General features: G+C 70.7%; 20 protein-coding genes. 12 read left to right on the top strand and 8 right to left on the bottom strand.

What is annotated here, in order from left to right; genetic code table 11:
- Window positions 1-3: 3 nt before the first annotated feature.
- From JJ691_RS28265 to JJ691_RS28250, 4 genes are all read left to right on the top strand, one after another.
- On the top strand, window positions 4-696 hold the full coding sequence (locus tag JJ691_RS28265) for an ABC transporter permease (protein ID WP_211762650.1): 693 nt from the start codon (window positions 4-6) through the stop codon (window positions 694-696).
- 10 nt (window positions 697-706) lie between these two features.
- The gene (locus tag JJ691_RS28260) at window positions 707-1,873 is read left to right on the top strand and encodes a sensor histidine kinase (protein WP_211762649.1); all 1,167 of its coding nucleotides are present in this window, start codon (window positions 707-709) and stop codon (window positions 1,871-1,873) included.
- Complete coding sequence (locus JJ691_RS28255; RefSeq protein ID WP_211762648.1) at window positions 1,870-2,520, top strand: response regulator transcription factor; 651 nt, start codon at window positions 1,870-1,872, stop codon at window positions 2,518-2,520. Before JJ691_RS28260 ends, JJ691_RS28255 begins: the two co-directional genes overlap by 4 nt.
- Before the next feature lie 181 nt (window positions 2,521-2,701).
- Window positions 2,702-3,448, top strand: a complete 747-nt coding sequence (locus tag JJ691_RS28250; RefSeq protein WP_211762647.1) for a hypothetical protein — start codon at window positions 2,702-2,704, stop codon at window positions 3,446-3,448.
- On the opposite strand, the gene JJ691_RS28245 is transcribed toward JJ691_RS28250, so the two are convergent.
- The 4 genes from JJ691_RS28245 to JJ691_RS28230 all read right to left on the bottom strand — a co-directional run bounded on the left by JJ691_RS28245 (window position 3,390) and on the right by JJ691_RS28230 (window position 7,065).
- Window positions 3,390-4,568 carry an HNH endonuclease signature motif containing protein gene (locus tag JJ691_RS28245; RefSeq protein ID WP_211762646.1) on the bottom strand — a complete coding sequence of 393 codons (1,179 nt, stop codon included), beginning with the start codon at window positions 4,566-4,568 and terminating at the stop codon, window positions 3,390-3,392. The genes JJ691_RS28250 and JJ691_RS28245 overlap by 59 nt on opposite strands.
- Window positions 4,569-5,008: 440 nt before the next feature.
- Window positions 5,009-5,257, bottom strand: a complete 249-nt coding sequence (locus JJ691_RS52505; protein WP_249227066.1) for an Lrp/AsnC ligand binding domain-containing protein — start codon at window positions 5,255-5,257, stop codon at window positions 5,009-5,011.
- 44 nt (window positions 5,258-5,301) lie between these two features.
- Window positions 5,302-6,300 carry an IS481 family transposase gene (locus JJ691_RS28235; RefSeq protein ID WP_211762644.1) on the bottom strand — a complete coding sequence of 333 codons (999 nt, stop codon included), beginning with the start codon at window positions 6,298-6,300 and terminating at the stop codon, window positions 5,302-5,304.
- 60 nt (window positions 6,301-6,360) lie between these two features.
- The gene (locus JJ691_RS28230) at window positions 6,361-7,065 is read right to left on the bottom strand and encodes an AsnC family transcriptional regulator (protein WP_211762643.1); all 705 of its coding nucleotides are present in this window, start codon (window positions 7,063-7,065) and stop codon (window positions 6,361-6,363) included.
- An 81-nt stretch (window positions 7,066-7,146) separates the two neighbouring features.
- Between JJ691_RS28230 and JJ691_RS28225 the strand changes: the two genes are divergently transcribed.
- From JJ691_RS28225 to JJ691_RS28190, 8 genes are all read left to right on the top strand, one after another.
- Window positions 7,147-8,280: a carboxylesterase family protein gene (locus JJ691_RS28225; protein WP_211762642.1), complete on the top strand. Its 1,134-nt coding sequence runs from the start codon at window positions 7,147-7,149 to the stop codon at window positions 8,278-8,280.
- Between the two features lie 208 nt (window positions 8,281-8,488).
- A complete protein-coding gene (locus JJ691_RS28220; protein WP_211771773.1) occupies window positions 8,489-10,918 on the top strand; it encodes an MFS transporter in 2,430 nt (809 codons plus the stop codon).
- Window positions 10,919-10,924: 6 nt separating this feature from the next.
- Complete coding sequence (locus JJ691_RS28215; protein WP_249227065.1) at window positions 10,925-11,380, top strand: MarR family winged helix-turn-helix transcriptional regulator; 456 nt, start codon at window positions 10,925-10,927, stop codon at window positions 11,378-11,380.
- Window positions 11,380-12,135 carry an MSCRAMM family protein gene (locus JJ691_RS28210; protein WP_211762641.1) on the top strand — a complete coding sequence of 252 codons (756 nt, stop codon included), beginning with the start codon at window positions 11,380-11,382 and terminating at the stop codon, window positions 12,133-12,135. The genes JJ691_RS28215 and JJ691_RS28210 overlap by 1 nt, the downstream gene beginning before the upstream one ends.
- 13 nt (window positions 12,136-12,148) lie before the next feature.
- Complete coding sequence (locus tag JJ691_RS28205) at window positions 12,149-12,976, top strand: YceI family protein (RefSeq protein WP_211762640.1); 828 nt, start codon at window positions 12,149-12,151, stop codon at window positions 12,974-12,976.
- A gap of 227 nt (window positions 12,977-13,203) precedes the next feature.
- Window positions 13,204-15,546: a sensor histidine kinase gene (locus JJ691_RS28200; protein ID WP_211762639.1), complete on the top strand. Its 2,343-nt coding sequence runs from the start codon at window positions 13,204-13,206 to the stop codon at window positions 15,544-15,546.
- Complete coding sequence (locus JJ691_RS28195) at window positions 15,543-15,962, top strand: roadblock/LC7 domain-containing protein (RefSeq protein WP_211762638.1); 420 nt, start codon at window positions 15,543-15,545, stop codon at window positions 15,960-15,962. Before JJ691_RS28200 ends, JJ691_RS28195 begins: the two co-directional genes overlap by 4 nt.
- A complete protein-coding gene (locus tag JJ691_RS28190) occupies window positions 15,959-16,531 on the top strand; it encodes a GTP-binding protein (RefSeq protein ID WP_306291319.1) in 573 nt (190 codons plus the stop codon). The genes JJ691_RS28195 and JJ691_RS28190 overlap by 4 nt, the downstream gene beginning before the upstream one ends.
- Before the next feature lie 66 nt (window positions 16,532-16,597).
- On the opposite strand, the gene JJ691_RS28185 is transcribed toward JJ691_RS28190, so the two are convergent.
- The 4 genes from JJ691_RS28185 to JJ691_RS28170 form a co-directional block, all read right to left on the bottom strand.
- The gene (locus JJ691_RS28185) at window positions 16,598-18,076 is read right to left on the bottom strand and encodes a sensor histidine kinase (protein ID WP_211762637.1); all 1,479 of its coding nucleotides are present in this window, start codon (window positions 18,074-18,076) and stop codon (window positions 16,598-16,600) included.
- A 1-nt stretch (window position 18,077) separates the two neighbouring features.
- Window positions 18,078-18,806 (bottom strand): response regulator transcription factor, encoded by a 729-nt coding sequence (locus JJ691_RS28180; RefSeq protein WP_249227063.1) that lies wholly within the window; start codon window positions 18,804-18,806, stop codon window positions 18,078-18,080.
- 111 nt (window positions 18,807-18,917) lie between these two features.
- Window positions 18,918-21,158: an ArnT family glycosyltransferase gene (locus tag JJ691_RS28175; protein ID WP_211762635.1), complete on the bottom strand. Its 2,241-nt coding sequence runs from the start codon at window positions 21,156-21,158 to the stop codon at window positions 18,918-18,920.
- Window positions 21,155-22,411, bottom strand: a complete 1,257-nt coding sequence (locus JJ691_RS28170; RefSeq protein ID WP_211762634.1) for a bifunctional glycosyltransferase family 2/GtrA family protein — start codon at window positions 22,409-22,411, stop codon at window positions 21,155-21,157. Before JJ691_RS28170 ends, JJ691_RS28175 begins: the two co-directional genes overlap by 4 nt.
- Window positions 22,412-22,632: the final 221 nt, after the last annotated feature.

Here is a 22,632-nt window from a genome sequence, read left to right as displayed (position 1 = left end):
CCGATGCTCGACGCCATTCGCTACGAGTTCGTCCGACTCCGCTCACTGCGCAGCACGTGGGTGCTGTTCGCGACCGGGCCGGTGATCCAGTTCCTGTTCGCCCTGATCTGGGCCACGCACCGGGACATGCCCCTGGAGACCCGGTTCGACAACGCCTTCACCGGCGTGTTCCTGGTGCTGGCCGTGCTGCCCTCGATCGCCGTCGGCGTGGGCGCGTTCGGCCATGAGTACCGGTTCCGAACGATCGTCACCACCACGCTGACCCTGCGCACGCCGGCCCTGATCCTCGGCGCCAAGGCGATCGTGACCGCGCTGTTCGGCGTTGCCTCCGGTGTCGCCCTCATCGCCGCCACCCTGCTGGCCGAGGCTGCTGCCGGCGCGTTGTTCACCGACGGCGCTGCCATCGGCCACGCCCTGCTCGGTACCGTCGTGTTCACCGTGCTCAGCTGCCTGCTCGGGCTCGGCATCGCCGCTGTCAGCCGCAACTCGGTGATCGCGCTGGTCGCCATGATCGGCTTTCCGACCATCATCGAGACGCTGATGCTGGCTGGCCACATCGACCAGTCGCTGATCCCGTTCTTCTCGGCCGCCCGGCTGATCACCACCGACAAGTGGTCCGCGCCGTCGGCGCTGCTGGCGCTGGCTGTGGCGTTCCTGGCGGCGAGCTGGGTGACGCTGCGCCGCCGCGACGCCTAGGGTTCTCGGGGTGAGGAAGCTCTGGTCCTGGTTGGACAGTCCGTGGGGCGTGATCGCCCGGGACACGGTGATCGCCGCCCTGGTCTGTTGGGTCACTGTCGACCAGGCGCACAAGATCCCGTTCGGGCTGCTCTCGGACGGCCCGGTGGCGACCGCGCTGGCGATCGCCGGCTCCGCCGCGCTGGCCGTGCGCAGCCGGTTCCCGCGCGCGGTCGTGCTGGCGGCCACGGTTCTCGTGGTTCTGGACGGCGCGTACATCCCGCTGCTGTTCGCCGTCTACTCGCTCGGCGCGAGGCGGGGCAACCGCCGCGACACCTGGTTGATCATGGCTGGCGCGGTGCTCGTGATGGTGGGGCCATGGCGGCCCGGCTTCCACCTGAGCTGGGGCCCCGACCTGGACTACGGCACCGTCCTGCTCGCGCTGCTGCCGCAGACCGTGCTGATCGGCTTCCCGCTGCTGATCGGCCTGTGGGTGTGGCAGCGCCAGAAGCTGCTCGCCAGCCTGCGGGAGCGGGCCGTCCAGGCCGAGCAGCAGCGGGACCTGCTGGCCACCAAGGCCGTCGCCGACGAGCGGGCTCGGATCGCCCGTGAGCTGCACGACGTCGTCGCCCATCGGGTCAGTCTGCTCACCGTGCAGGCGGGGGCGGCTTCCCTGTCGTCCAACCAGGAACTGGCCGATTTCGCCGAGGGGGTAAGGCAGAACGGCGCGGCCGCCATGGAGGAGTTGCGGGAGATGCTCAGCGTGTTGCGTCGGGAGGACGGCGATGTCGACGCGCCGAAGCATCCGCAGCCCACCTTGGCCGCCGCGTGCTCCCTGATCACCGACGCCACCGCCGCCGGCCAGCACGTGCGGGCCGAGCTGCCGGCCTCGTTGCCCGAGGTGCCCGGCTCCACCGCTCGCGCCGTGTACTGGCTGCTGCACGAATCCCTTACCAACACGGCAAAGCACGCCCCCGGCGCGGAGATCGAGGTCGCGCTGCACGACTTCGACGGCCGCTTGGAGGTGCGGGTGGCCAACACCGCCGGCCGGCCGCTGACTGTGCCCGCGCCGCGGTCCGGTTTCGGCCTGATCGGCATGCGCGAACGGGTTGTGCTGTCCGGCGGCACCTTGTCCGCCGGGCCTCGTCCCGAGGGCGGTTTCGAGGTGGCCGCCACGTTTCCGAAGGAGCCCCGGTGATCAAGGCCGTGTTGTTGGAGGACGAGGAGCTGGTGCGGCTGAGCATCAGGATGATCCTGGAGAGCAGCGGCCGGGTCGAGGTCGTCGCCGACCGCGACGACGGGGTGGACGCCGTCGAGCTGGTTCGGGAGTTCCAGCCGGACATCGTCGTCACCGACATCCGCATGCCCACTGTGGATGGTCTTGCGGTCACCCATCGCCTGCGTGCCTTGCCTTCTCCGCCGCCCGTGCTGCTGCTGACCACCTTCGATCTCGACGAGTACGTCTATGAGGCGCTCGGCGCCGGTGCCGCCGGCTTCCTGCTCAAGGACACTCCGCCGCGGGATCTGGTCCGTGGTGTGGAGATGGTCGCCGCCGGCAACGCCGTGCTGGCCCCGTCTGTGCTGCGTCGGATGGCCGTTCGGTATTCCGGTGGGGCCGTGGCCAAGCAGGCTGCCGCCCAGGCCCGTTTGGACACTCTGACCGACCGTGAGCGCGAGGTTGTGCTGGCCGTCGCCACCGGGGCCGGCAACACGGAGATCGCCGCTCGCCTGGCGGTCAGCGAGGCCACCGTGAAGGTGCATGTCAGTCGGGCCATGACCAAGTTGGGCCTGGACAACCGCACCCAGTTGGCCATCGTGGCCTTCCAGGCCGGCGCAGCCGGGTGACCCTTGGTGACGGGGCCGGCGTCGCGCGGTACAGTGCGTGGCAAGGCACACGCGGGTGCCGAGCGGCGTCACGTCCCCGGCTTTGGTGGCGCTCCTCGCCAAAGGGTTTTGGCTCATAGCCCACCGCGTCCTCTTCGGACGTACGCCGAGCCGGGCGGCCCGCATCCTCCAGGACGCCCCCATGCCCCGTCATTCCCCGCTGGTCTCCAGTGTCGCCCGTCTGCGCCGCCCCTACACCGGCGAGCCCGCGTGGGCCGTCGAACCCGAGGTCGGCGGCGCCTTGGCCGATCTCACCCCCGTCGAGCTCTCCCACCTCTTGGGCCATCTCCCTGGCCCCGTCCCCGATCGTGTCCGCCGCCTGGTCCTGCCCGATACTCTCGACTCCGCCCAGCAGAGCTTCGAGGCCGCCGTCTTCGACGCCGCCGCCACCTTGTCCCGCCCTGTTTTCTGGATGGTGCAGCCCCGCCCCGACCAGATCCGCCTGTCCCTCATGCCCGATGTCGCCGCCGAGCTCGTGCAGGCCCTCTACGCCCGCGTCCCCGGCCTCGTCTCCCGCCCCATCGGCATGCACGTCTTTTTGTCCCACGGCCCCGCCACCGTCGTCCTGGCCGGCGTCGGCACCGAGCGCTGGACCGCCCTCATGGACGACTTCTCCGCCCTCGCTTCGCCTTCTTCCCCGCCCGCCCTGGCCCCTCTGCTCAGCTCCCTACTTCGCCGCTCCTGTCTTTTCCCTTTGCCGCCCCGGGTCGTCTCCGGCGAGCTCCGTTGGCAGGACGGCCCCACCACCGAGTGGATCTCCGCCGCCCTGGCCCATCCCGTCGCCGGCCTTTCCTTTGCCCAGCCGCTGAAGTTGGTCTCCGAGTCCCCGGTCACCGGCGCTTTCCCGCGCCGCCCTGCCGCCCCCGGCCCTCGTCGCCCGGGGCGGTGAACTGCGGCCGCCCCTCAACCACCCGCACCGTCCATCTGCTGTGGTGCACCAGCCTGTGATGCATTCCGCACACCAGAACCAGATTCTCCAGGCTCGTCGGCCCACCCTGGGCCCAGTGCACCGCATGATGCGCGTGACATTGCCGGGGTCTCCTCAGACACCCCGGGAACGCGCACCCTTTGTCCCGGATGATCAGCGCCCGCCGTATCTGGTTCGGTATCGTCCGGCTCGCCCGGCCGATGTCCAGCGGCTCCGACTTGGCCCCCAGCACCACCCGCATCACCTTGCTGTCACAGCCGATCCTCCGTACCGAGGCCGCGTCCATCGGCCCCATGCCCTCGACGTCGCCGGTGCCGCGCTGCTCCTGAAAGTCCTTGAGGGACATGGTCAGCGCCAGATGCGGCCGTTCCCCACCCGCCTCCGGCAGGTCCTCGCTCGCTGAGGCCATCTCGATGATCTCCGCCAACGCGTCACCCTGCCGCTCCGCCGTGGTGCGGGTGTCGCCGGCCGAGGTCGGCTTGGCCAACGGGTCGATCAACGCCGCCCACGTGGCCCCCGTCTCCGGATCCACCTTCCCGCGAAACACCACCGACCCGTCCTTCCGGCTGGCCAGGTGCAACTCGCGCTTCGGCTCCGCCAACTCCCGGTCATCCGGCGCTTTCCCGTCCTGGTCAAGCAGCTGCAGGATCCGCTGCCCCATCGTTTGCAGCGTCGCCCCGTCAAACCCGGCGGCCTTCTCCACCAACTCGGCCTCGACCCGGTCCCGATCACCTTCCGGGGCTTCCGCCAGTGTCTTGTCGATCACGGTCAGGTGCTGCTTGCTCAGCACCCCCTCGTGCGCCGCCCGGCGAACCCCCGCACGCTGGAACAACTCCGCGTGCCGGACCAGATCCCTGGCCTCGCTCCGGGTCACCCGCCACTTCGCCATCAGACCAGCAACGATCGCCGACAGGTCATCCTTCGACCGTCCCGTGCGCCCCCGCAACTCCGCCACCACATCAACCTGCCGCACATAGTCGGCCCGACGACGAGCCTCGATCTGCTCCCCGGCCTCCCACAGCGCCCCCTCGTCCAGCCGCCACCACTCGGCGTCGGCCGGCACATCGAGGATCGCTGTCATACCCCCATTCTACCGCCCACAGAAGATCGATTTCCCTTACCCTCCAACGAATACCCAAAAGCGTGACGCTTCAGCCTCCCTTCAGGAAAGCGCTTTCCAGCAACCCGTTACCCGCCAAGTCAAACCAAGCCCCAACCCCCTTTCCTGTCCAAAGCCCTCTGTAAACGCGCCCACCCACTCAACCGACGCCGCGCCACCCACCCCAACCATCCACCTGAACCGCGCAAACGGCCCGGCGAAGGGGAACGGGCAGGGATGGCGTGGGGGTGCGGGGGATAGGGCTGTGCGGGGAAGGGTAGGGATGGGTTAAGGGTGGAGGGAAGAGCCGTGCGAGGAAGGGGCTGTGCGGGGAACGGGCAGGGATGGTGTGGGGGTGCGGAGGAAAGGGCTGTGCGAGGAAAGGGCTGTGCGGGGGAAACGGCTATGTGGAAGGAAAGACCTCACACCCCAGCTCGAACCAGCCCCGTCCTCTTCATCGTCGTCAGGATCGGCGTCACCTCGATCCCCACGCTCCGATCCATCCCACCCCCTGTCAAAAACTCATACAGCGCAGCCAAATCCGTCGCCGCAACGGCCACCACCAGATTCGCCCGCCCAGTGGTAGCGGCGACGAACCGAACCTCCGGATGCTGGCTCAAAGCCTCACCCGTCGCATCCAGCTCCCCGGGAGCGACGTTGAGCCACAGCAAAGCTTCCCCATGCACCCCAAGCAAAGCGACGTCGACCTCGATGGCTAGCTGTACTGACCCGTGAGGTTGGGAACGCGGCTGGCGGGTGGGAGACCCGCGAGCGCGGTGTGGCCGCGGTGGTGATTGTAGGTGTGCAGCCACCGCGGCAGCGCCTCGCGGCGTTCGGTCTCGGACCGGTAGGGGCGGGCGTAGGCCCATTCGTCGAGCAGGGTGCGGTTGAACCGCTCCACCTTGCCGTTGGTCTGGGGCCGGTAGGGGCGGGTGCGTTTGTGGGTGACGCCGGCGGCGGCCAGGGTGTCGCGCCACAGATGTGAGCGGTAGCAGGACCCGTTGTCGGTGAGCACCCGCGCGATGGTGATCCCGTTGCTGTGGAAGAAGGTCTGCGCCCGCGCCCAGAACGCGACAGCGGTGTTCCTGGTCTCGTCGGGCAGGATCTCGGTGTAGGCCAGGCGGGAATGGTCGTCCACGGCGTTGTGCAGGTAGGAGTAGCCCAGGTTGGCGCGGCCGCCGACCGTGCGCGGGCGGTTCGGGTCGCGGTGGGCGGAGCTGTTGCGCCGGCCTGCCGGTCGGCCGTGGGCCTGGTGGCCGCCGCCGTCGGGGATGTTGCCCAGTTTCTTGATGTCGACGTGGACCAGGTCGCCGGGGGCGGGGTGTTCGTAGCGGCGGACCGGCCGGCCGGTGGCGCGGTCCAGGTGCGTCAGCCGGGCCAGGCCGTAGCGGTTCAGCACCCGGTGCACCGTGGACGGGTTCAGGCCCAGCAGGAAGGCGATGCGGGCCGGTCCCCACCGGCGCAGTACCCGGACTTTGATGATCCGCCGTTCGGTACGGGTGGGGGTGCGGCGCGGGCTGGTGCGGGGCCGGCTGGACCGGTCGGCCATCCCGGCTGGCCCGTGGGCGCGGTAGCGATCGGCCCAGCGTTTCGCGGTCGCCACCGAGACCTGGAACCGGTCAGCGGCCCGACGCAGCGGCCAGCCGTCATCCACGACGCACCGGGCCAGGCGCAGTCTGCCGGTCTCGGACAGCGGGGCGTTACGGTGGGACATGAGGGCCTTCCGGTCGTCGGTGCAGATGTCGCAATCCACACCGAACCGGAAGGCCCTCCCTCATTCCAAGATCATCGGTCTAGGTGTCGCCCCGTTCACAACCTCCCCGGGCAGTACAGCTAGCCGAAGGCTCAAGCCTCGAACCAGAGCATCCACCCGACGCCGCACGGTGAGAGCCGAGGTGCCGCAGCGGGCGGCCAACTCCGTGTAGCTGGCTCGGCCGTCGGCGACCAGACCGCCGATCAGGGACTCGTCGACGTCGTGCCGAGTCGGGGGAACAACTTGGGAAGCAGCAAAAGAAGGCTTGACGGGTTTGCCGTTCCACAGGAAGGCGGTGGGGAAGACGCGGAGCATGGTGTACGAGGTCCATGACTCGACGGCGGCGGTGGCGGGGAGGTCGCGGAGCAGGAGCAGGTTCCGGGCTTCGGTGCCGATGAGTTGGAACAGAACGCAGATCTCGTCTCCGCCGCCGATGATGTCGACGGAGACGGTGTCGGGGCGGCGGGCGAGGGTGGCGGCGACGGCGCGGATGCGGTTGGGGCGGCAGCGGATGCGCAGCGCCATGGGGATGTAGCCGGGGAAGTGCATGGGGTTGCGGACGGCGGTGGCCCGCAGGGTCCCGTCCTGGAACAGGGGCAGCGCGCGGCGGACGACTGTCCGTTCGGAGATGCCGAGCTCCTCGCTGACGGCCCGCCACGACGCCCGCGGTGACGCCAGGATCACGGACACGATCCGGCGCTCCGTCTCATCCAGAACTTGTCGCACATTCGCGATTCTAGGCCACAAAATGTCCTAAGACCTGCACAAATCTCCCGACCCGTGCCGCGAAGTCGTAGACCAGAAGCCATGGACGTGAACACCACCAGCGGCATCGTCAGGGGAATCACCACCGGCGCCACAACGGCCTTCCGGGGCATCCCGTACGCGACGGCGAAGCGGTTCCAGCCGCCGACGCCGCACCCCAAGTGGACCGGAACGAAGGAAACAACCAAGCCCGGACCGGCGGCCCCGCAGCTCCAGTCCCGGCTGGCGCGCATCATGGGCGACCACGACGCGGACTGGGCGGAGGACGGCTGCCTGAATCTGAACGTGTGGACGACGGGCACGGCGACGAAGAAGCCGGTGTTGTTCTGGATCCACGGCGGCGGGTTCAGCAGCGGCTCGGGCGGCTGGGACTGGTACGACGGCGGACTGCTGGCCACCAAGCACGACATCGTGGTGGTCACGATCAACTACCGCCTGGGCCCGTTCGGCTACCTGGGGACGGACAACCTCGGCGCACAGGATCAAAGGGCCGCCCTGGAGTGGGTGCACGACAACATCGCGGCCTTCGGCGGCGACCCGGAGCAGGTCACGGTGGGCGGCCAGTCGGCGGGCGCGTATTCGAGCCTCTACCTGGCGATCGATCCGGCGACGAAGGACCTCGTCAACCGGGTGGTCCTGGAAAGCGGCCCCTGGGGGCTGCCGCCGATGGACCCGAAGACGGCTGAGCGGACCGCGAAGGCCTTCTTCGAGCACGTCGACGGGGACGCCCCGGCCCGGGAACTGCTCGACGCGGCGGTGAAGCTGCCGGGCAATGCCCCGGGCGCGCCGGCGTTCTATCCGGTGCTGGGCGGCGCGGGCTACCCGAAGGCCTGGCCGGACGCCGATCTGTCCAATCTGGACGTGCTGGTCGGGTTCACGAAGGACGAGGCGGTGGCGTTTCCGGGCCTGCAGAGCCTCTTCGAGGCCGGCGTGAGCACGATCGCCCAGGCCAGCAACACCGCATTCACCTACCGGTTCGACCGTTCCGGCCCGCTGGGCGCCCCGCACTGTGTCGAGCTGCCGTACCTGTTCGGGACGTTCGACGCCTTCAAGGACAGCCCGATGCTCGACCCGGACACGCCCCGGACCGTGGACTTCGGGGACTCGGTGGCGCGGTTCACCAGGACCGGTGACCCGGGCTGGCCGCACTCCCCGGAGTTCCGGTATTTCGTGTGACTCCAGGCACATTCTCCCCTCGGATGGGAAGACGGGCCGACCGTTGATAGTTGTGCGAAGCAACAATATCGGTTAGCCTACGTCAAGCAAGTTCCATGCGAGGGGAGGACCAGTGTCGACGGCTCAACACGCCAAGGCGCCGACCGGGACCACAGCAGCGTTAGGGCCGCGGTACAAGTGGATCGCGCTGTCCAACACCACGCTGGGCATGTTGATGGCCACCATCAACTCGTCCATCGTGCTGATCGCGCTGCCGGACATCTTCAAGGGCATCGGGATCAACCCGCTGGCGCCGGACAACACCAGCTACCTGCTGTGGATGATGATGGGCTTCCTCGTCGTCACCGCGGTGCTGGTGGTCAGCTTCGGCCGGCTGGGGGACATGTACGGCCGGGTCAAGATGTACAACATGGGCTTCGCGATCTTCGCGATCTCCTCGGTCCTGCTCAGCGTGACCTGGTTCGACGGCACCAACGCGGCCCTGTGGCTGATCGGCTGGCGCATCGTGCAGGGCGTCGGCGGCGCGTTCCTGATGGCCAACTCCAGCGCCATCCTCACCGATGCGTTCCCGCCCAACCAGCGCGGCACCGCGCTCGGCCTCAACGCCGTGGCCGCGATCGCCGGCTCCTTCCTCGGCCTGGTCCTCGGCGGCGTGCTCGCCCCGGTCGACTGGCACCTGGTCTTCATCGTGTCCGCGCCGTTCGGCGTCTTCGGCACCATCTGGGCGTACCTGAAGCTGCACGACAACGGCATCCGCCAGAAGGCCAGGATGGACTGGTGGGGCAACATCACCTTCGCGGTGGGCCTGATCACCGTGCTGGTGGCCATCACCTACGGCATCCAGCCCTACGGCGACTCCAGCATGGGCTGGGGCAACCCCTGGGTGTACGGCTCGCTGATCTTCGGTGTGCTGGTCCTGGTGGCCTTCGGTGTCATCGAGACCAAGGTGGCCAACCCGCTGTTCAACCTGAGCCTGTTCAAGATCAGGGCGTTCACCGCGGGCAACGTGGCCAACCTGCTGGCTTCGCTGGGCCGGGGCGGCCTGCAGTTCGTGCTGATCATCTGGCTGCAGGGCATCTGGCTGCCGCAGCACGGCTACAGCTTCGAGTCCACGCCGCTGTGGGCCGGCATCTATATGCTGCCGCTGACCGTCGGCTTCCTGGTGTCCGCGCCGCTGTCCGGCGTGCTGTCGGATCGCCTCGGCGCCCGCGCCTTCACCACCGGCGGCATGCTGATCACCGCGGCCAGCTTCGTCGCGCTGATCGTGCTGCCGGTCGACTTCAACTACTGGGTCTTCGCGGTCATCCTGCTGGTCAACGGCCTGGGCATGGGCCTGTTCTCCTCGCCCAACCGGGCCGACGTGATGAACAGCCTGCCCACCAACGCCCGCGGCGTCGGGGCCGGTATGACCGCCACCTTCCAGAACTCGGCGATGGTGCTGTCCATCGGCATCTTCTTCAGCCTGATCATCGCCGGCCTGTCGGCCAGCCTGCCCGGCACGCTGTCCTCCGGCCTGGTCTCCAACGGCGTGCCGCAGGCCGCCGCCGACCAGGTCGCCTCGCTGCCGGCGGTGGGCGTGCTGTTCGCGGCGTTCCTCGGCTACAACCCGATCCAGCAGCTGCTGGGCCCGGTGCTGCAGCAGCTGCCGACCGACAAGGCCAGCTTCCTGACCGGCCGCAGCTTCTTCCCGAACCTGATCTCCGGGCCGTTCCAGGAGGGCCTGCAGGTCGTGTTCTGGTTCGCGGTGATCGCCTGTGTCGTCGCCGCGGTGGCCTCCTGGCTGGTCGGCCGGCGCAACCCGGCGATCAAGCCGGAGCCGGTGGGCGAGGAGCTGGCCGCGGTGGCCGGCGAGGCCGCCTTCGGTGACGTCGAGCTGGTCGAGCCGGTCAACGAGGTGGTCTTCAGCGGGCGGGTGCACACCCGCAGCGGCTCGGCGGTCGGCGGCGCGGTCATCACGGTCACCGGTCCCGACGGGGCGCAGGTGGACCGGGTGCCGGTCGACACCGAGGGCCGCTACGAGCTCAACGACCTGCGCAACGGCACGTACACGCTGATCGTCACGGCCGTCGGCTACCGGCCGGCCGCCGGCACGGTCGCCATCACCGGCACGCCCGGCGAGCAGGACTTCGAGCTGGCCGGCGGCGGCCTGGTGAGCGGCATCGTCCGCTCGGACGGCATCCCGGTGCCGCTGGCCGCGATCCTGGCCAGTGACGTGGACGGCCAGATCCTGGCCCAGGTCGCGGCGGACGAGACCGGCCGCTACCGGATCGAGGGGCTGCCCGAGGGCGACGCCGTGCTGACCGCCAGCGCGCCCGGCTACGAGCCGACCGCCGAGCCGGTGGGCGTCTCGGCCACCCGACCGTCCACTGTGGACCTTGAGCTGCCGGCGCAGGCCGCGGTGCACGGCGTGGTCACCGCGCCCGACGGCCCGGTGGTGCCGGGCGCGACCGTGACCGCGCTGGACGGCGACGGCCGGGTGGTGGCGACCGCGGTCACCGGGCCGGACGGCAGCTACCGGCTGACCGGGCTGCCCAGCGGCGACTACACGGTGGTGACCAGCGTGTACGAGCCGGTCGCGGTGCGGGTCAGCGCCCGGGCCGGCGAGCTGGCCACGGCTGACGTGGTGTTCGGGAGGTGATCAGTCGTGACGTCCAGCGTTGTACGTGACGACGAGGACCTCGCCGGCCGGCTGCAGATGGCCATCAGCGCCATCTCGCACCGGATGAAGACGCACGCCGCGAGCGACGAGCTGACGCCGACCCGGTTGGTCACCCTGGCCACTGTGGCCGAGCACGGGCCGCTGCGCATCAGCGACCTGGCCGACCGGGTCGGCATCGCCGCCGCCACCATGTCCCGCCTGGTGGACTGGCTGGTCGAGCACGAGCTGCTGACCAGGACGTGCAGCACCAAGGACCTGCGGGTGAGCAACGTCGCGCTGAGCCCGAACGGGGAGGCGCTGCTGGAGCGGATGCGCGGCATCCGCACCGGCTACCTCGCCGAGCGGATCAGCCGACTGCCAGCCGATCAGGTGCGTGCGCTGGCCCGGGCGCTCGAGGTGCTGGAGGATTTCGCGACGGGCACGGAACAGGAGCGGCACTGATGGACTCCTCGCTCATTCGCGGCAGGGTGATCGGCGCGGACGGCGCGCTGATCGGGCGGGCCGCGCTCACGCTGATCGACTCGGCGGGGCGGCAGGTCGGCCGGACGACGTCCGAGGTGGACGGCACGTATCACTTCAACGTGGCGGCCGGCGGCGGCCACGTGCTGATCGTGACGGCCCCCGGGCACCAGCCCCAGGCCGTCACCGTGATGGTGGAACCCAACGGCTCGCGGATCGACGTGACGCTGACCGGCACCAGCGGCCTGAGCGGCCTGGTGCACTCGGCCGGCGGCGCCCCGGTGCCGTCGGCGGCGGTGACGCTGGCCGACGGTCGGGGCGAGGTCGTGGCCTCGCGGGTCACCGGCGCCGACGGCTGCTACGCGTTCGACGAGCTGGTGGCCGGCAGCTACACGCTGGCGGTCAGCGCCGCCACGCTGCGGCCGGTGGCCATGACCGTGGTCGTCCCGGCCACCGGCCGGGTCACGCAGGACGTCGAGCTGGCCGGCGGCGCGCGGGTGCGCGGCGTGGTCCGGGTCGGCGGCGACCGGCCGGTGCCCGACGCCCGGGTCACCCTGGTCGACGCCGACGGGACGGTGCTGGCCGCCACCGCCACCGAGCCCGACGGCAGCTACGTCTTCGAGGACGTGCCCGAGGGCGAGTACACGATCATCGCCACCGGCTACCCGCCGGCGGCCAGTGCCCTGCGCATCGCCGGCGGCAACCAGAGCAGGCACGACATCGAGTTGAGTTTCTAAAAGGGGATTCGCCATGAGCCAGGCCGAAGGCGTGCACGCGCTGATCCGCACCGGCGACGGCTGGGCCGTGCAGCACGCGGTGCTCACCGTCACGGACCTGTCCGGCAACCAGGTCGCGCGCAGCGGGGCCGACCAGGACGGCGTGGTCAGCACCGACGTGCTGCCCGCCGGGACGTACACCGCGATCCTCACCGCCGCCGGCTACGCGCCGGTCGCCCGCACCGCGATGGTCACCGCCAGCGGTTCCGCCCCGCTCGGCACCATCACACTGAACCGGGTCGGCGGGGCCGAGCTGCCGCCGCCGGGCGTGTGGACCATCGACCCGGCGCACTCGTCGATCAACGTGGCCGCCCGGCACCTGGGCATGTCCAGCGTGCGCGGCCGGTTCGACGACTTCGGCGGCACGGTCACCATCGCGCAGCCGGTCGAGCGGTCCTCGGTTTCCGCGGAGATCCGGGCGGCCAGTATCGACACCGCCAACAAGATGCGCGACGACCACCTGCGCTCCAAGGACTTCCTGGACGTCGAGCAGCATCCGGTGATCAGCTACCGGAGCACCGGCCTGGCCCAGCTCAGCGAGGAGCGGTGGGCGCTGGACGGGGAGCTCACCCTCAACGGCGTCACCCGCTCGGTGCAGCTCGACCTCACCTACCTGGGCACCGGCCCGGACGCCTGGGGTGGCACGCGGGCCGCATTCCACGCTGTGACCGAGCTGCACCGGGACGACTTCGCGATCACCTACAACCAGGTGCTGCGGGCCGGCATCGGGGCCATCGGCGCGACGCTGCGGGTGGAGCTGGACATCCAGGCCGTGCAGGGCGACACCCTGCCGGGGGCCTGATTTCGACTACCGAACGTAACATCGGGTTGTCCCTGGGTAGGTCTGCGCAGCGTGGGCGTCGCACGGCATCATGTTACGCCCCAAGCGGGATCTGTCACCTGTAAGAGTGGTGCTTGCCGAAGGACCCTGGCGCTCTTGGTCACGGTACGTTAGGAATGGCCGCCTAATCCGAGGTCGTGTCCCACAGTCGTGTCGTGGTGGGGCCACAGGCGAGCCAGGGAGTGATCGTGTTGACCGCCTCCAGCGGGCGTCATGAGCTGATCATCGGCGCGTTCAGGTGGCGGATCCGGCGCATCGCCGACTGGCCGCTGCGCACCAAGCTGGCGATGGTGCTGCTGACCCCGACGGTGGTCGCGGCGGTGCTGGGGGCCACACAGGCCAGCGCCCAACTAGCCCTCGCCAACCGGGCGTCGGGACTCACCGGGCGGGTGGCGGTGGCGGCCCGGGCGACTGTCGTCGTGCATGCGCTGCAACGGGAACGGGACCTCGCGGTGGTGCCCGGCGCCGCGGCGAAGGACTTGGCCGCGGCCCGGGCGGAAGTCGACGGCGCGGTCGCCGCGCTGGACACGGAACTGGCCGGCGACGCCGAGGTGGCCGGCGCGGACGATGTCGCCGACGCCCGCAAGCGATTGCGGGACCTCGATGCGACGCGTCGTTCCGTGGGATCGGACGGCCCTGGCTCGTCCGAGGTGCTGGCCGGCTACTCGGCGCTCATCGCCCCACTGCTGGCCATCGGGGTGCCGGAACGGGATGACGTCGGCGACTCGGGGATCGGCACCACCGCGGCCGCGCTCGGTGATGTGGGCAAGGCGATCGAGCAGGTGCAGATCGAGAAGACCGTGCTGGCCGCCGCGACGACGCGGGGGACCGCCCAGCCCGACGCGGTCGCCACGGTTCGCGTCGCCGCCGCGCTGGCCGACGACGCCCTCGGCGAACTGCGCCAGACGCTGGCCGCGGACGGCCAGAGCGCCTTGGACGGCGTGGTCGGCGGCCAGGACCGGCTCGGCCAGCTCCGCGACGCCGCGCTGTCCCGGGCCGAGTCCGGGCGGTCGCTCGCGCTCTCGCCGCAGGCGTGGCAGCAGGCCGCGCAGCCGGTGGTCGACCAGCTGACCGCGTTCGAGGGCACGCTCGCCGAGTCGCTGCGGACCGCGGTGGACGGCATCGGCGCGTCGTCCTGGACGAGCTCGCTGCGTGATGTCGCACTGGTCGTCGGCGCGCTGCTGCTCGGCCTGGCCATCGCCCTCTACTTCGCGACGACCATGATCCGTCCACTGTGGACGCTGCGGCGGCGGGCGCTGGAGGTCGCCGACCGGGAGCTGCCCGGCATCATCGACCGGTTCGCGCACGACACGCCCAACCCCGACGACCTGCGGCCGGTCCCGGTGGCGGTCACCACCACCGAGGAGATCGGCCAGGTGGCCCGGGCGTTCGACGAGGTGCACGCCTCGGCCGTGCGGCTGGCCGCCGACCAGGCGGCGCTGCGCCACCAGGTCAACGAGATCTTCGTGAACCTGTCCCTGCGCACCCAGAGCCTGGTGCAGAGCCAGCTGAAGATGATCGACACGATGGAGGCCGACGAGCTGGACCCGGACCGGCTGGACCGGCTGTTCCGGCTGGACCACCTGGCCACCCGGATGCGGCGCAACAGCGAGAACCTGTTGGTGCTGGCCGGCGCCACGCTGCGCCGGACCACCAGCCAGCAGGTGCCGGTCGGCGACCTGCTGCGGGCGGCGGTGTCGGAGGTCGAGCAGTACACCAGGATCACCCTGGAGCCGACGCCGGAGTCGGTGGTGGTCGGCGCGGCGGTCAGCGACATCGTGCACCTGCTGGCCGAACTCCTGGACAACGCCACCGCGTTCTCCGCGCCGGACACCACGGTCGCGGTGGCGTGCACGACCGCGCGCAGCGGCGCGTTGCGGATCGCTGTGGCGGACAACGGTGTCGGGCTGCCGCCGGCCGAGCTCGCCGCGCTCAACCAGCAGCTCACCGACCAGGCGTCCATCGAGGCGGCCGCGTCGAAGCGCATGGGCCTGTTCGTGGTCAGCCGGCTGGCCTCCCGGCGGGGAATCACCGTGCGGCTGCGGGCGAACGCCGGCGGCGGCACCGTGGCCGAGGTGGAGCTGCCGGCTGAGTTGCTGCGCCCGGCCGACGAGGTGCCGCTGCCGACCGCACCCGTGCTGCCGCAGCCGGTCGGCACGGTGGTCCGGCAGCGCAACTTCGCGGTGGCCACGGTGATCGCCGCCCGCAAGCACGGGCCCGGCCAGGGGCCGCCCGCTGTCCAGGCCGAGGAGCAACACGCGTGGCCGGACGAGGAACCGGCCGAGGGCACGCCGCTCTACGAGTCCGTCGCCTCGGCGTGGTTCCGCTCCACCGGCCGGCAGGACGACGACCGGATCTGGCGCGCCGACGTCGACTCGCTCTGGCGCACCGGGGATCGCCTCGACGCCCCGGTCAGCGCCGGACTCACCGCGGCCGGCCTGCCCCGCCGCATCAGGGGCGCGCTGCTGCTGCGGGGCAGCGTGCCGACCGCCGCCGACTCACCCGACACCACTGGAGAGGCCACCCCGTGACATCCGCGAATCCGTCCACACCGGACGAGTTCACCTGGCTGCTCAGCTCGTTCACCCGGGGCACCCCGGGTGCGGCGCACACCGTCGTGGTCTCCAGCGACGGCCTGCTGCTCAGCGCCTCCGACTCGCTGCCGCGCGACCGGGCGGACCAGCTGTCCGCGGTGGTGTCCGGCTTGCAGAGCCTGACCAACGGCGCGGCGACGCTGTTCGAGGGCGGCGAGGTCGACCAGACCGTGGTCGAGATGCGGCGCGGCCTGCTGGTGACGATGACCGTCAGCGAGGGTTCCTGCCTGGCGGTGCTGGCCTCGCCGGACAGCGACATCGGCGTGCTCGCCTACGAGATGATGGCGCTGCGGCAGAAGGTCGGGCGGCTGCTGACGCCCGAGTTGAGAACGAACGCGGAATCGGCGCCGTGACCGGGGACGAGCCGCGGCCGATGCGGTCCACCAAGATCGTTGTCGCGGGCGGGTTCGCGGTGGGCAAGACGACGTTCGTCGGGGCGGTGTCCGAGTTCGAGCCGCTGACCACCGAAGCCGAGCTGACCGCGATGGGTCGCGACTTCGACGGCGCCACGGCGCTGAGCGGCAAGCTCACCACCACGGTGGCGCTGGACTTCGGCCGGCTCACCCTGGACGAAGGGCTGGTGCTGTACCTGTTCGGCACGCCGGGCCAGAACCGGTTCTGGTTCATGTGGGACGACATCATCCGCGGCGCCATCGGCGCGGTGGTGCTGGTGGACTGTGCCCGGCTGGCCGAGTGCTTCGAGGCCGTGGACCACTTCGAGCAGTTCCGGCTGCCGTTCGTGGTCGCCGTCAACCGCGGGCCCGACGCCGACGGTCCCGACGTCGACGAGATCCGGGCGGCCCTACGGCTGCCACCAGCCGTTCCGATCGTGGACTGCGACGTGCACAACCGGCTCGCCGTCCGCGACGTCCTGATCAACCTGGTGGAACACGCCACCCGAACCCCCGCGAGTCCCGCTTAGCGTCACACCGAACTGTATGAAACGGATTCATGCAGTTCGGTGTGACTGTGGGCGGGACTCGCGGGGTCAGGCGGGGGCCAGCAGGACGCGGAACTTGGTGCCCTGGCCGGGAATGCTGAGCAGTTCGATGCGGCCGGAGTGGGCCTCCAGGATCGCGGCGGTGATGGCCAGACCCAGGCCTGAGCCGCCGTTGGCCCGGGAGCGGGCCTGGTCGGCGCGGTAGAACCGGTCGAAGACCAGCTTGCCCTGGTCCTCGGGGATGCCAGGACCGGAGTCGATGACCTCCAGCACAGCGAAGCGGGAGGTCTTGGGCAGCTCGCCGCCGGCGACGGCCACGGCGTGGTCGCTGGGGCGGGTCCGCTCCTGCCGCACGGCGACCCGGACGGCGGCGTCGGCTGGGGTGTGGGTGACGGCGTTGGTGACCAGGTTCATCACCACCTGCCGGAGCTTGTGCTCGTCGCCGATGACCCGGACCGCGCCGTGCGGGGACTCCAGCACGATCCGGCGTTCGGGCGCGGCCGCGCGGGCGTCGTGCACGGCGTCGGCGGCGACGACGAGCAGGTCGACCTCGGCGAAGTCGAGGGAGCGTTCCTGGTCGAGGCGGGCCAGCATGAGCAGGTCCTCGACCAGCAGCCCCATCCGGATGGACTCGCTCTCGATGCGGGCCATCAGCCGTTCCACGTCGGCCGGGGACGGCGCGCCGCCGCGGCGGTAGAGCTCGGCGAAGCCGCGGATGGAAGTCAGGGGAGTCCGCAGCTCGTGGGAGGCGTCGGCGACGAAGCGCCGCAGGCGTTGCTCGGACTGGGCGCTGGCGGTGAGCGCCGCCGAGATCCGGGCCAGCATCACGTTGAGCGAGGAGCCGAGCCGGCCGGTCTCGGTCCGCGGATCGGTGTCGGCGACCCGCAGGTCCAGCTCGCCGCCGGCGATGGCCTGCGCGGTGGTCTCGATCCGAGTCAGCGGCCGCAGCCCGATCCGCACCACGATCAGGCCGGTGAGACCGAGCAGCAGCAACAGGATCGCCCCGGCGGCCAGTTCGACGCCGGCCATGGTGACTACAGTGGACTGGGTGTCGTCCAGCATCGCCGCCACGGCCACGGTTCCGCCCGCTGGCTGCCACATGTTCGGCTGCTGCACGGCGACGGCCACCCGCCACTGCCCGGACCCGGTGCCGGCGTCGTCGGTGGTGTACGGGGTCGAGCCGTGTTGCCGCACCGAGGCGACGGACATGGTCGGCAGCTGGGGCGCCACCGTCTCCTGCTGGTCCGGGGTCAGCGTGGTGTCAGGGGTCCCGTCCGGCTTGAAGAAGTAGATCCGGAAGTTGGTCGGCAGCGCCGGCGAGTTGATCACCGGCCCGTGCCGCGGCGGCGGCCGGTCCCGGGTCGTCGTCTTCGCGATGTTGTCCCGCAGTTGCGCGTCGATCCTGGCCATCAGCGACTGCTGGAGCAGCAACCCGGTCACGGTGCCGAACAGGGCCAGCCCGATGGCCGCGAAGGCCAGCAGCGACACCAGCAGCCGGGTGCGCAGCGTCCAGGGTCGGCGGGCCATGTCAGTGGTCGCCGTCGGCCCGCGGCAGCCGCAGGGTGTAGCCGACGCCGCGAATGGTGTGCAGCAGCGGCGGTCCCTCGCCGTCCACCTTGCGCCGCAGGTAGGAGATGTACGACTCGACGATCCGGCTGTCGCCGCCGAAGTCGTAGTTCCACACCCGGTCCAGGATCTGGGTCTTGCTCACCACCTTCTCGGCGTTCACGAGCAGGTAGCGCAGCAGGTTGAACTCGGTGGGGGACAACCGGATCTCCCGGCCGTCGCGGCGCACCTCGTGCGCGTCCTCGTCCAGTTCCAGGTCGGCGTAGCGCAGCCGGCCGTCGTTGGGCTCGGGGTCGTCCAGCGCGTGCGTGCGGCGCAGGATGGCCCGCAGCCGCAGCACGACCTCCTCCAGGCTGAACGGCTTGGTCACGTAGTCGTCGCCGCCGGCGGTGAGCCCGGCGATGCGGTCCTCGACGGCGTCCCGGGCGGTCAGGAACAGCACCGGCACCCGGTCGTTGCCGGCCCGCAGCATGCGCGCCAGGGTGAAGCCGTCGTAGTCGGGCAGCATCACGTCCAGCACCACGATGTCCGGTCTGACCTGGGCCGCCGCCGACAGCGCCGCGACACCGGTGTCGGCGGCGTGCACGTCGAAGCCGCTCAGCCGCAGCGCGGCCGAGAGCAGCTCCAGGATGTTCGGCTCGTCGTCGACGACCAGGACGGTCGCCGGCGGCCCCGCGGTCGGAGTGTCCACCCGGCAAGTCTGGTCGGCCAACCTGTGAGGTCGCTGGGAAGAAGCTGAGAACAGCGGCGGGACCGCCCGTCCGGGGGTCCCGCCGCTGTTCCCCAGCCCTGTCGGCGCTGGCTATTTGGCCAGGCAGTCGTACAGCGTGTCGCCGCCGCCGCGGAACCCGCCACCCTGCTCCGAAGTGGACGAAGCGGTCACGCCGTACGTGCTGGACGGCACCACCTTGCAGTTCTGCTGCACCCACTGGGTCCGCTGCTCGGCGATGCCGCCGCCACGGGCCCCGCCGCCGGTCGCCCCGGCCGCGCTGGTCAGCACGAAACCGAGGTTGCCTTCGGACTTCCACTGCTTGAGCAGGTCGACGCTGGGAGCGTCGTCGCTGCCCATGAAGCCGCCCATGCCGATCACCGTCACGTCGCTGTTGACGATGTAGGTCTCCGACGCCATCGCGCCACCCTCGATGGCCAGTTTCACCTTGGCGTTGGGGGCGTTCTTCACGACGTAGTCGAGGATCTTCTGGTCGTCGGCGGTCAGACCGCTGCCGCCGCCGCGGCCGCCGCCGAAGCGCTGCATCATCTGCTCCAGCTGCTCCTCGGTCGGCTGCTGGCCGCCGGGGAAGCCCGGGAATCCGCCGGTGCCGCCACGGTTGCCGGCGTCACCACGGCCGCGAGCGCCGCCACCACGAGCGCCGCCGCCACCGAAGCCGCCGAACCCACCGCCGGGCGGGCCCGCCGTCGCGAGGCCGCCGGGACCGCCGGCACTGCCGGAGTCGATGGCCGCGGCGGCCGACCACACGCCCGGAGCCAGCAGCACGGCGACGATGCCGAGCACCCCCAGCACCCGAACGCCCGGCAGGTTCACCAGCTTGGCCAGCACCAGGCCGATCACCACGATGCCGGCGACGACCGCGACCGCGTAGCGCAGCCAGCCGTTCCACGACGTGTCACGGGAGATCAGCACCCAGGCCCACACCGCCGTGATCAGGATGCCGGCCGGCAGCAGCAGCCAGCTGAAGCCGGTCGGACGCCGGTAGTGGCGCCACAGCAACACCAGGCCGCCACCGGTCAGCGCGGCGATCGAGGGGCCCAGCTGGGTGGTGTAGTACTGGTGGAAGATGCCCTGCTGGAAGCTGAACACCAGGCTCAGCACGATCAGCCACGCGCCCCACATGTACCAGCCGGCGCGCTGCTGGTGGTCAGCGGGAAGCCTGCGGCGCAAGGAGATCACGCCGATCACGGCCACGACCGCCAACACGAACAGGCACAGCGGCATCAGCCAGCTGATCTGGCCGCCGACCTCGTCGCCGAACATGCGGGTGATGCCGTTGCCCTGGGCGAAGCCGCCGAAGCCGCCGCCGCCACCGCCCCGGCTGCCGCCGAAACCGCCGCCACCGCCCGGAAAACCACCGCCGGGAGCGCCGCCCCCCGGAGCCGCCCCGCCGGGAGCGCCACCGCCCGGGAAACCGCCACCGCCGCCACCGCCGGCGCCGCCGCGACCGATGTTCTCGCCGAACACCCGTCCCAGCCCGTTGTAGCCGAAGATCAGCGACAGTTCACCGCCGTCGGTGCTGCCGCCCACGTACGGCTTCGGGCTCGGCCACACCACGGTGAGCAGCACCCACCAGAACGAGCTCGCCAGCAGCACACCGCCGGCCGCCAGCAGGTCCACGATCCGCCGGCCCCAGGAGGCGTTGCGCCCCAACAGGTATCCCAGACCCAGCGCCGGCACGATCATCCAGGCCGCCAGGCTCTTGGTGAGGAAGCCGCAGCCCACCCAGAAAGCCGCCTGCAGCAACCACTTCGTCGCGCTGCGGGCCGGGATGCCGACCTCCACGGACCGGGTGAAGGCGTAGGCGGCGGCCACGCAGATCAGGGTCAGCGCGGCGTCCGGGTTGTTGACCCGGTCGATGGCCACGGTGATCGGCGTCAGCGCCAGCACGGCCGCGGCGATCAGCGCCGCGTTCTCGCCGGCCCAGCGGCGAACGGTGCGGTGCAACAGGAACACCGCCGCGATGCCCTCGATCGCCTGCGGCAGGGCCAGCGACCACTGGTGGAAGCCGAAGATCCACACCGACACCACCTGCGGCCACAGGCCCATCGGCGGCTTGTCGACGGTGACCACGCCGGCCGGGTCGTACGCGCCGAACACGAAGTTGGTCAGGCTCTCGGACATGGACTTCACGGCCGCCGAGTAGAACTCGTTCCCCCAGCCGGTTCCCCAGATGTCCCATCCGTACAGCAGCGCCGCGACCACGAGGATCGCCCCCAGCGCGTACGGACGCCACCGCACCGAACGGCCCGGCGACTCGCTGGGAGTCGCCGGGCCCGCCGGTGGCGCGGTCGCTTCTGCGGCCGTCGTCATGCGTTTCCTTCCTTGTTCTTGAAGACCCAGGCGCGCAGCAGCACGAACCGGGCCGCGGTGCCGATCAGCGAGGACGCCAGCAGCACCAGCAGTTCCGTCGCCTTCGACGCGGTCGGGTCGAAGGCGCCCAGCGCGAGCAGCGCGCCGGAGGTGAACGCGTAGTAGAGCGCGAACACGATCAGGCCCTGCAGGTGGATCCGGCTCGGCGAGCCGGCCGACCGCAGGAAGGTGAAGCGGCGGTTGGCCTCGGTGTTCAGCAGCGTGGTCACGGTCAGCGCGACGAAGTTCGCCACCAGTGCCGGCCACCACGTGCGCATGATGCCGTACAGCAGCAGGTTGGCCACCGTCGACACCGCGCCGATCGCCGCGAAGGACAGCAGCTGCCACAGCAGGCCGGTCTCGCGGCGGGCCACCACCGCGTCCGGGTGCTCCGGCTTCGGGTCCGGGCGGCGGGGGAGGTCCGCGACCTGGGCCGCGCCGGTGGCCTTGGCCCGGGCCACCCGGATCAGGCCGCGGATGTCCTCGGTGGCCGTCTTGGTCACGTTGACCCGGGTGTCCATGTCCTCCACCCAGTCCACCGGCACCTCGTGCACCCGCAGCCCGTTGTGCTCGGCCAGCAGCAGCAGCTCGGTGTCGAAGAACCAGGAGTCGTCGGCGATGTGCGGCAGCAGCCGTCGGATGACGTCGGTGCGGGCCGCCTTGAAGCCGCACTGGGCGTCGGAGAACTTCGCGCCGTGCGAGAGCCGGATCATCGCGTTGTAGCAGCGGGAGATCATCTCCCGCTTGGGGCCGCGGATGGTGCGCGAGCCCGGCGCCAGCCGGGACCCGATGGCCACGTCCGAGTGCCCGTTGACCAGCGGTGCGACCAGCGGCAGCAGCGCGTTCAGCCCGGTGGACAGGTCCACGTCCATGTAGACCACGATGTCCGCGTCGCTCCAGCCCCAGGCCTTGCGCAGGGCCAGGCCGCGGCCCTTGCGGTCCAGGTGCAGCACCCGCACCCCGGGGTACTTGTCGGCCAGGTCGTTGGCCACCTCCTGGGTGGCGTCGGTGCTGGCGTTGTCGACCACGGTGATCGTCCACTCGAACGGGAACTGCTCGGTGAGGAAGCCGTGCAGCACCTCGACGCAGCCGGGCAGCGAGCGTTCCTCGTTGTAGACCGGAACGACGATGTCCACGGTCGCGGTCCTGCCGACCGACCACTGCCCGGTTCGGGCGCTCGTGTCGGTCTCGCCGGCAACGGCCGCTCCACTCATGTCAGACCACCTGACCCCAGTCGCGGTAACGGCTCTGGATCGAGCCCACGTTCAGTTAGGCGGCCCACTGTGCGAGCACGCTGGACGCTTCCTTGGAGGAACCTGGGAGTCGGTCACGAGCGGGTGAACATCACAGCCGGTGTCGGATCAACCACGCGAATCGCCTGATCTTTTCTGAACGCGGCGGTGAACCGCCGGCGCGGGGAAGTCGTAGAGGTGGG

The organism is Kutzneria sp. CA-103260 (assembly GCF_018263855.1).
Taxonomy (GTDB): domain Bacteria; phylum Actinomycetota; class Actinomycetes; order Mycobacteriales; family Pseudonocardiaceae; genus Kutzneria.
The sequence above is the reverse complement of the archived record's forward strand: the minus strand, read 5'-3'. Positions and strand labels throughout refer to the sequence as shown.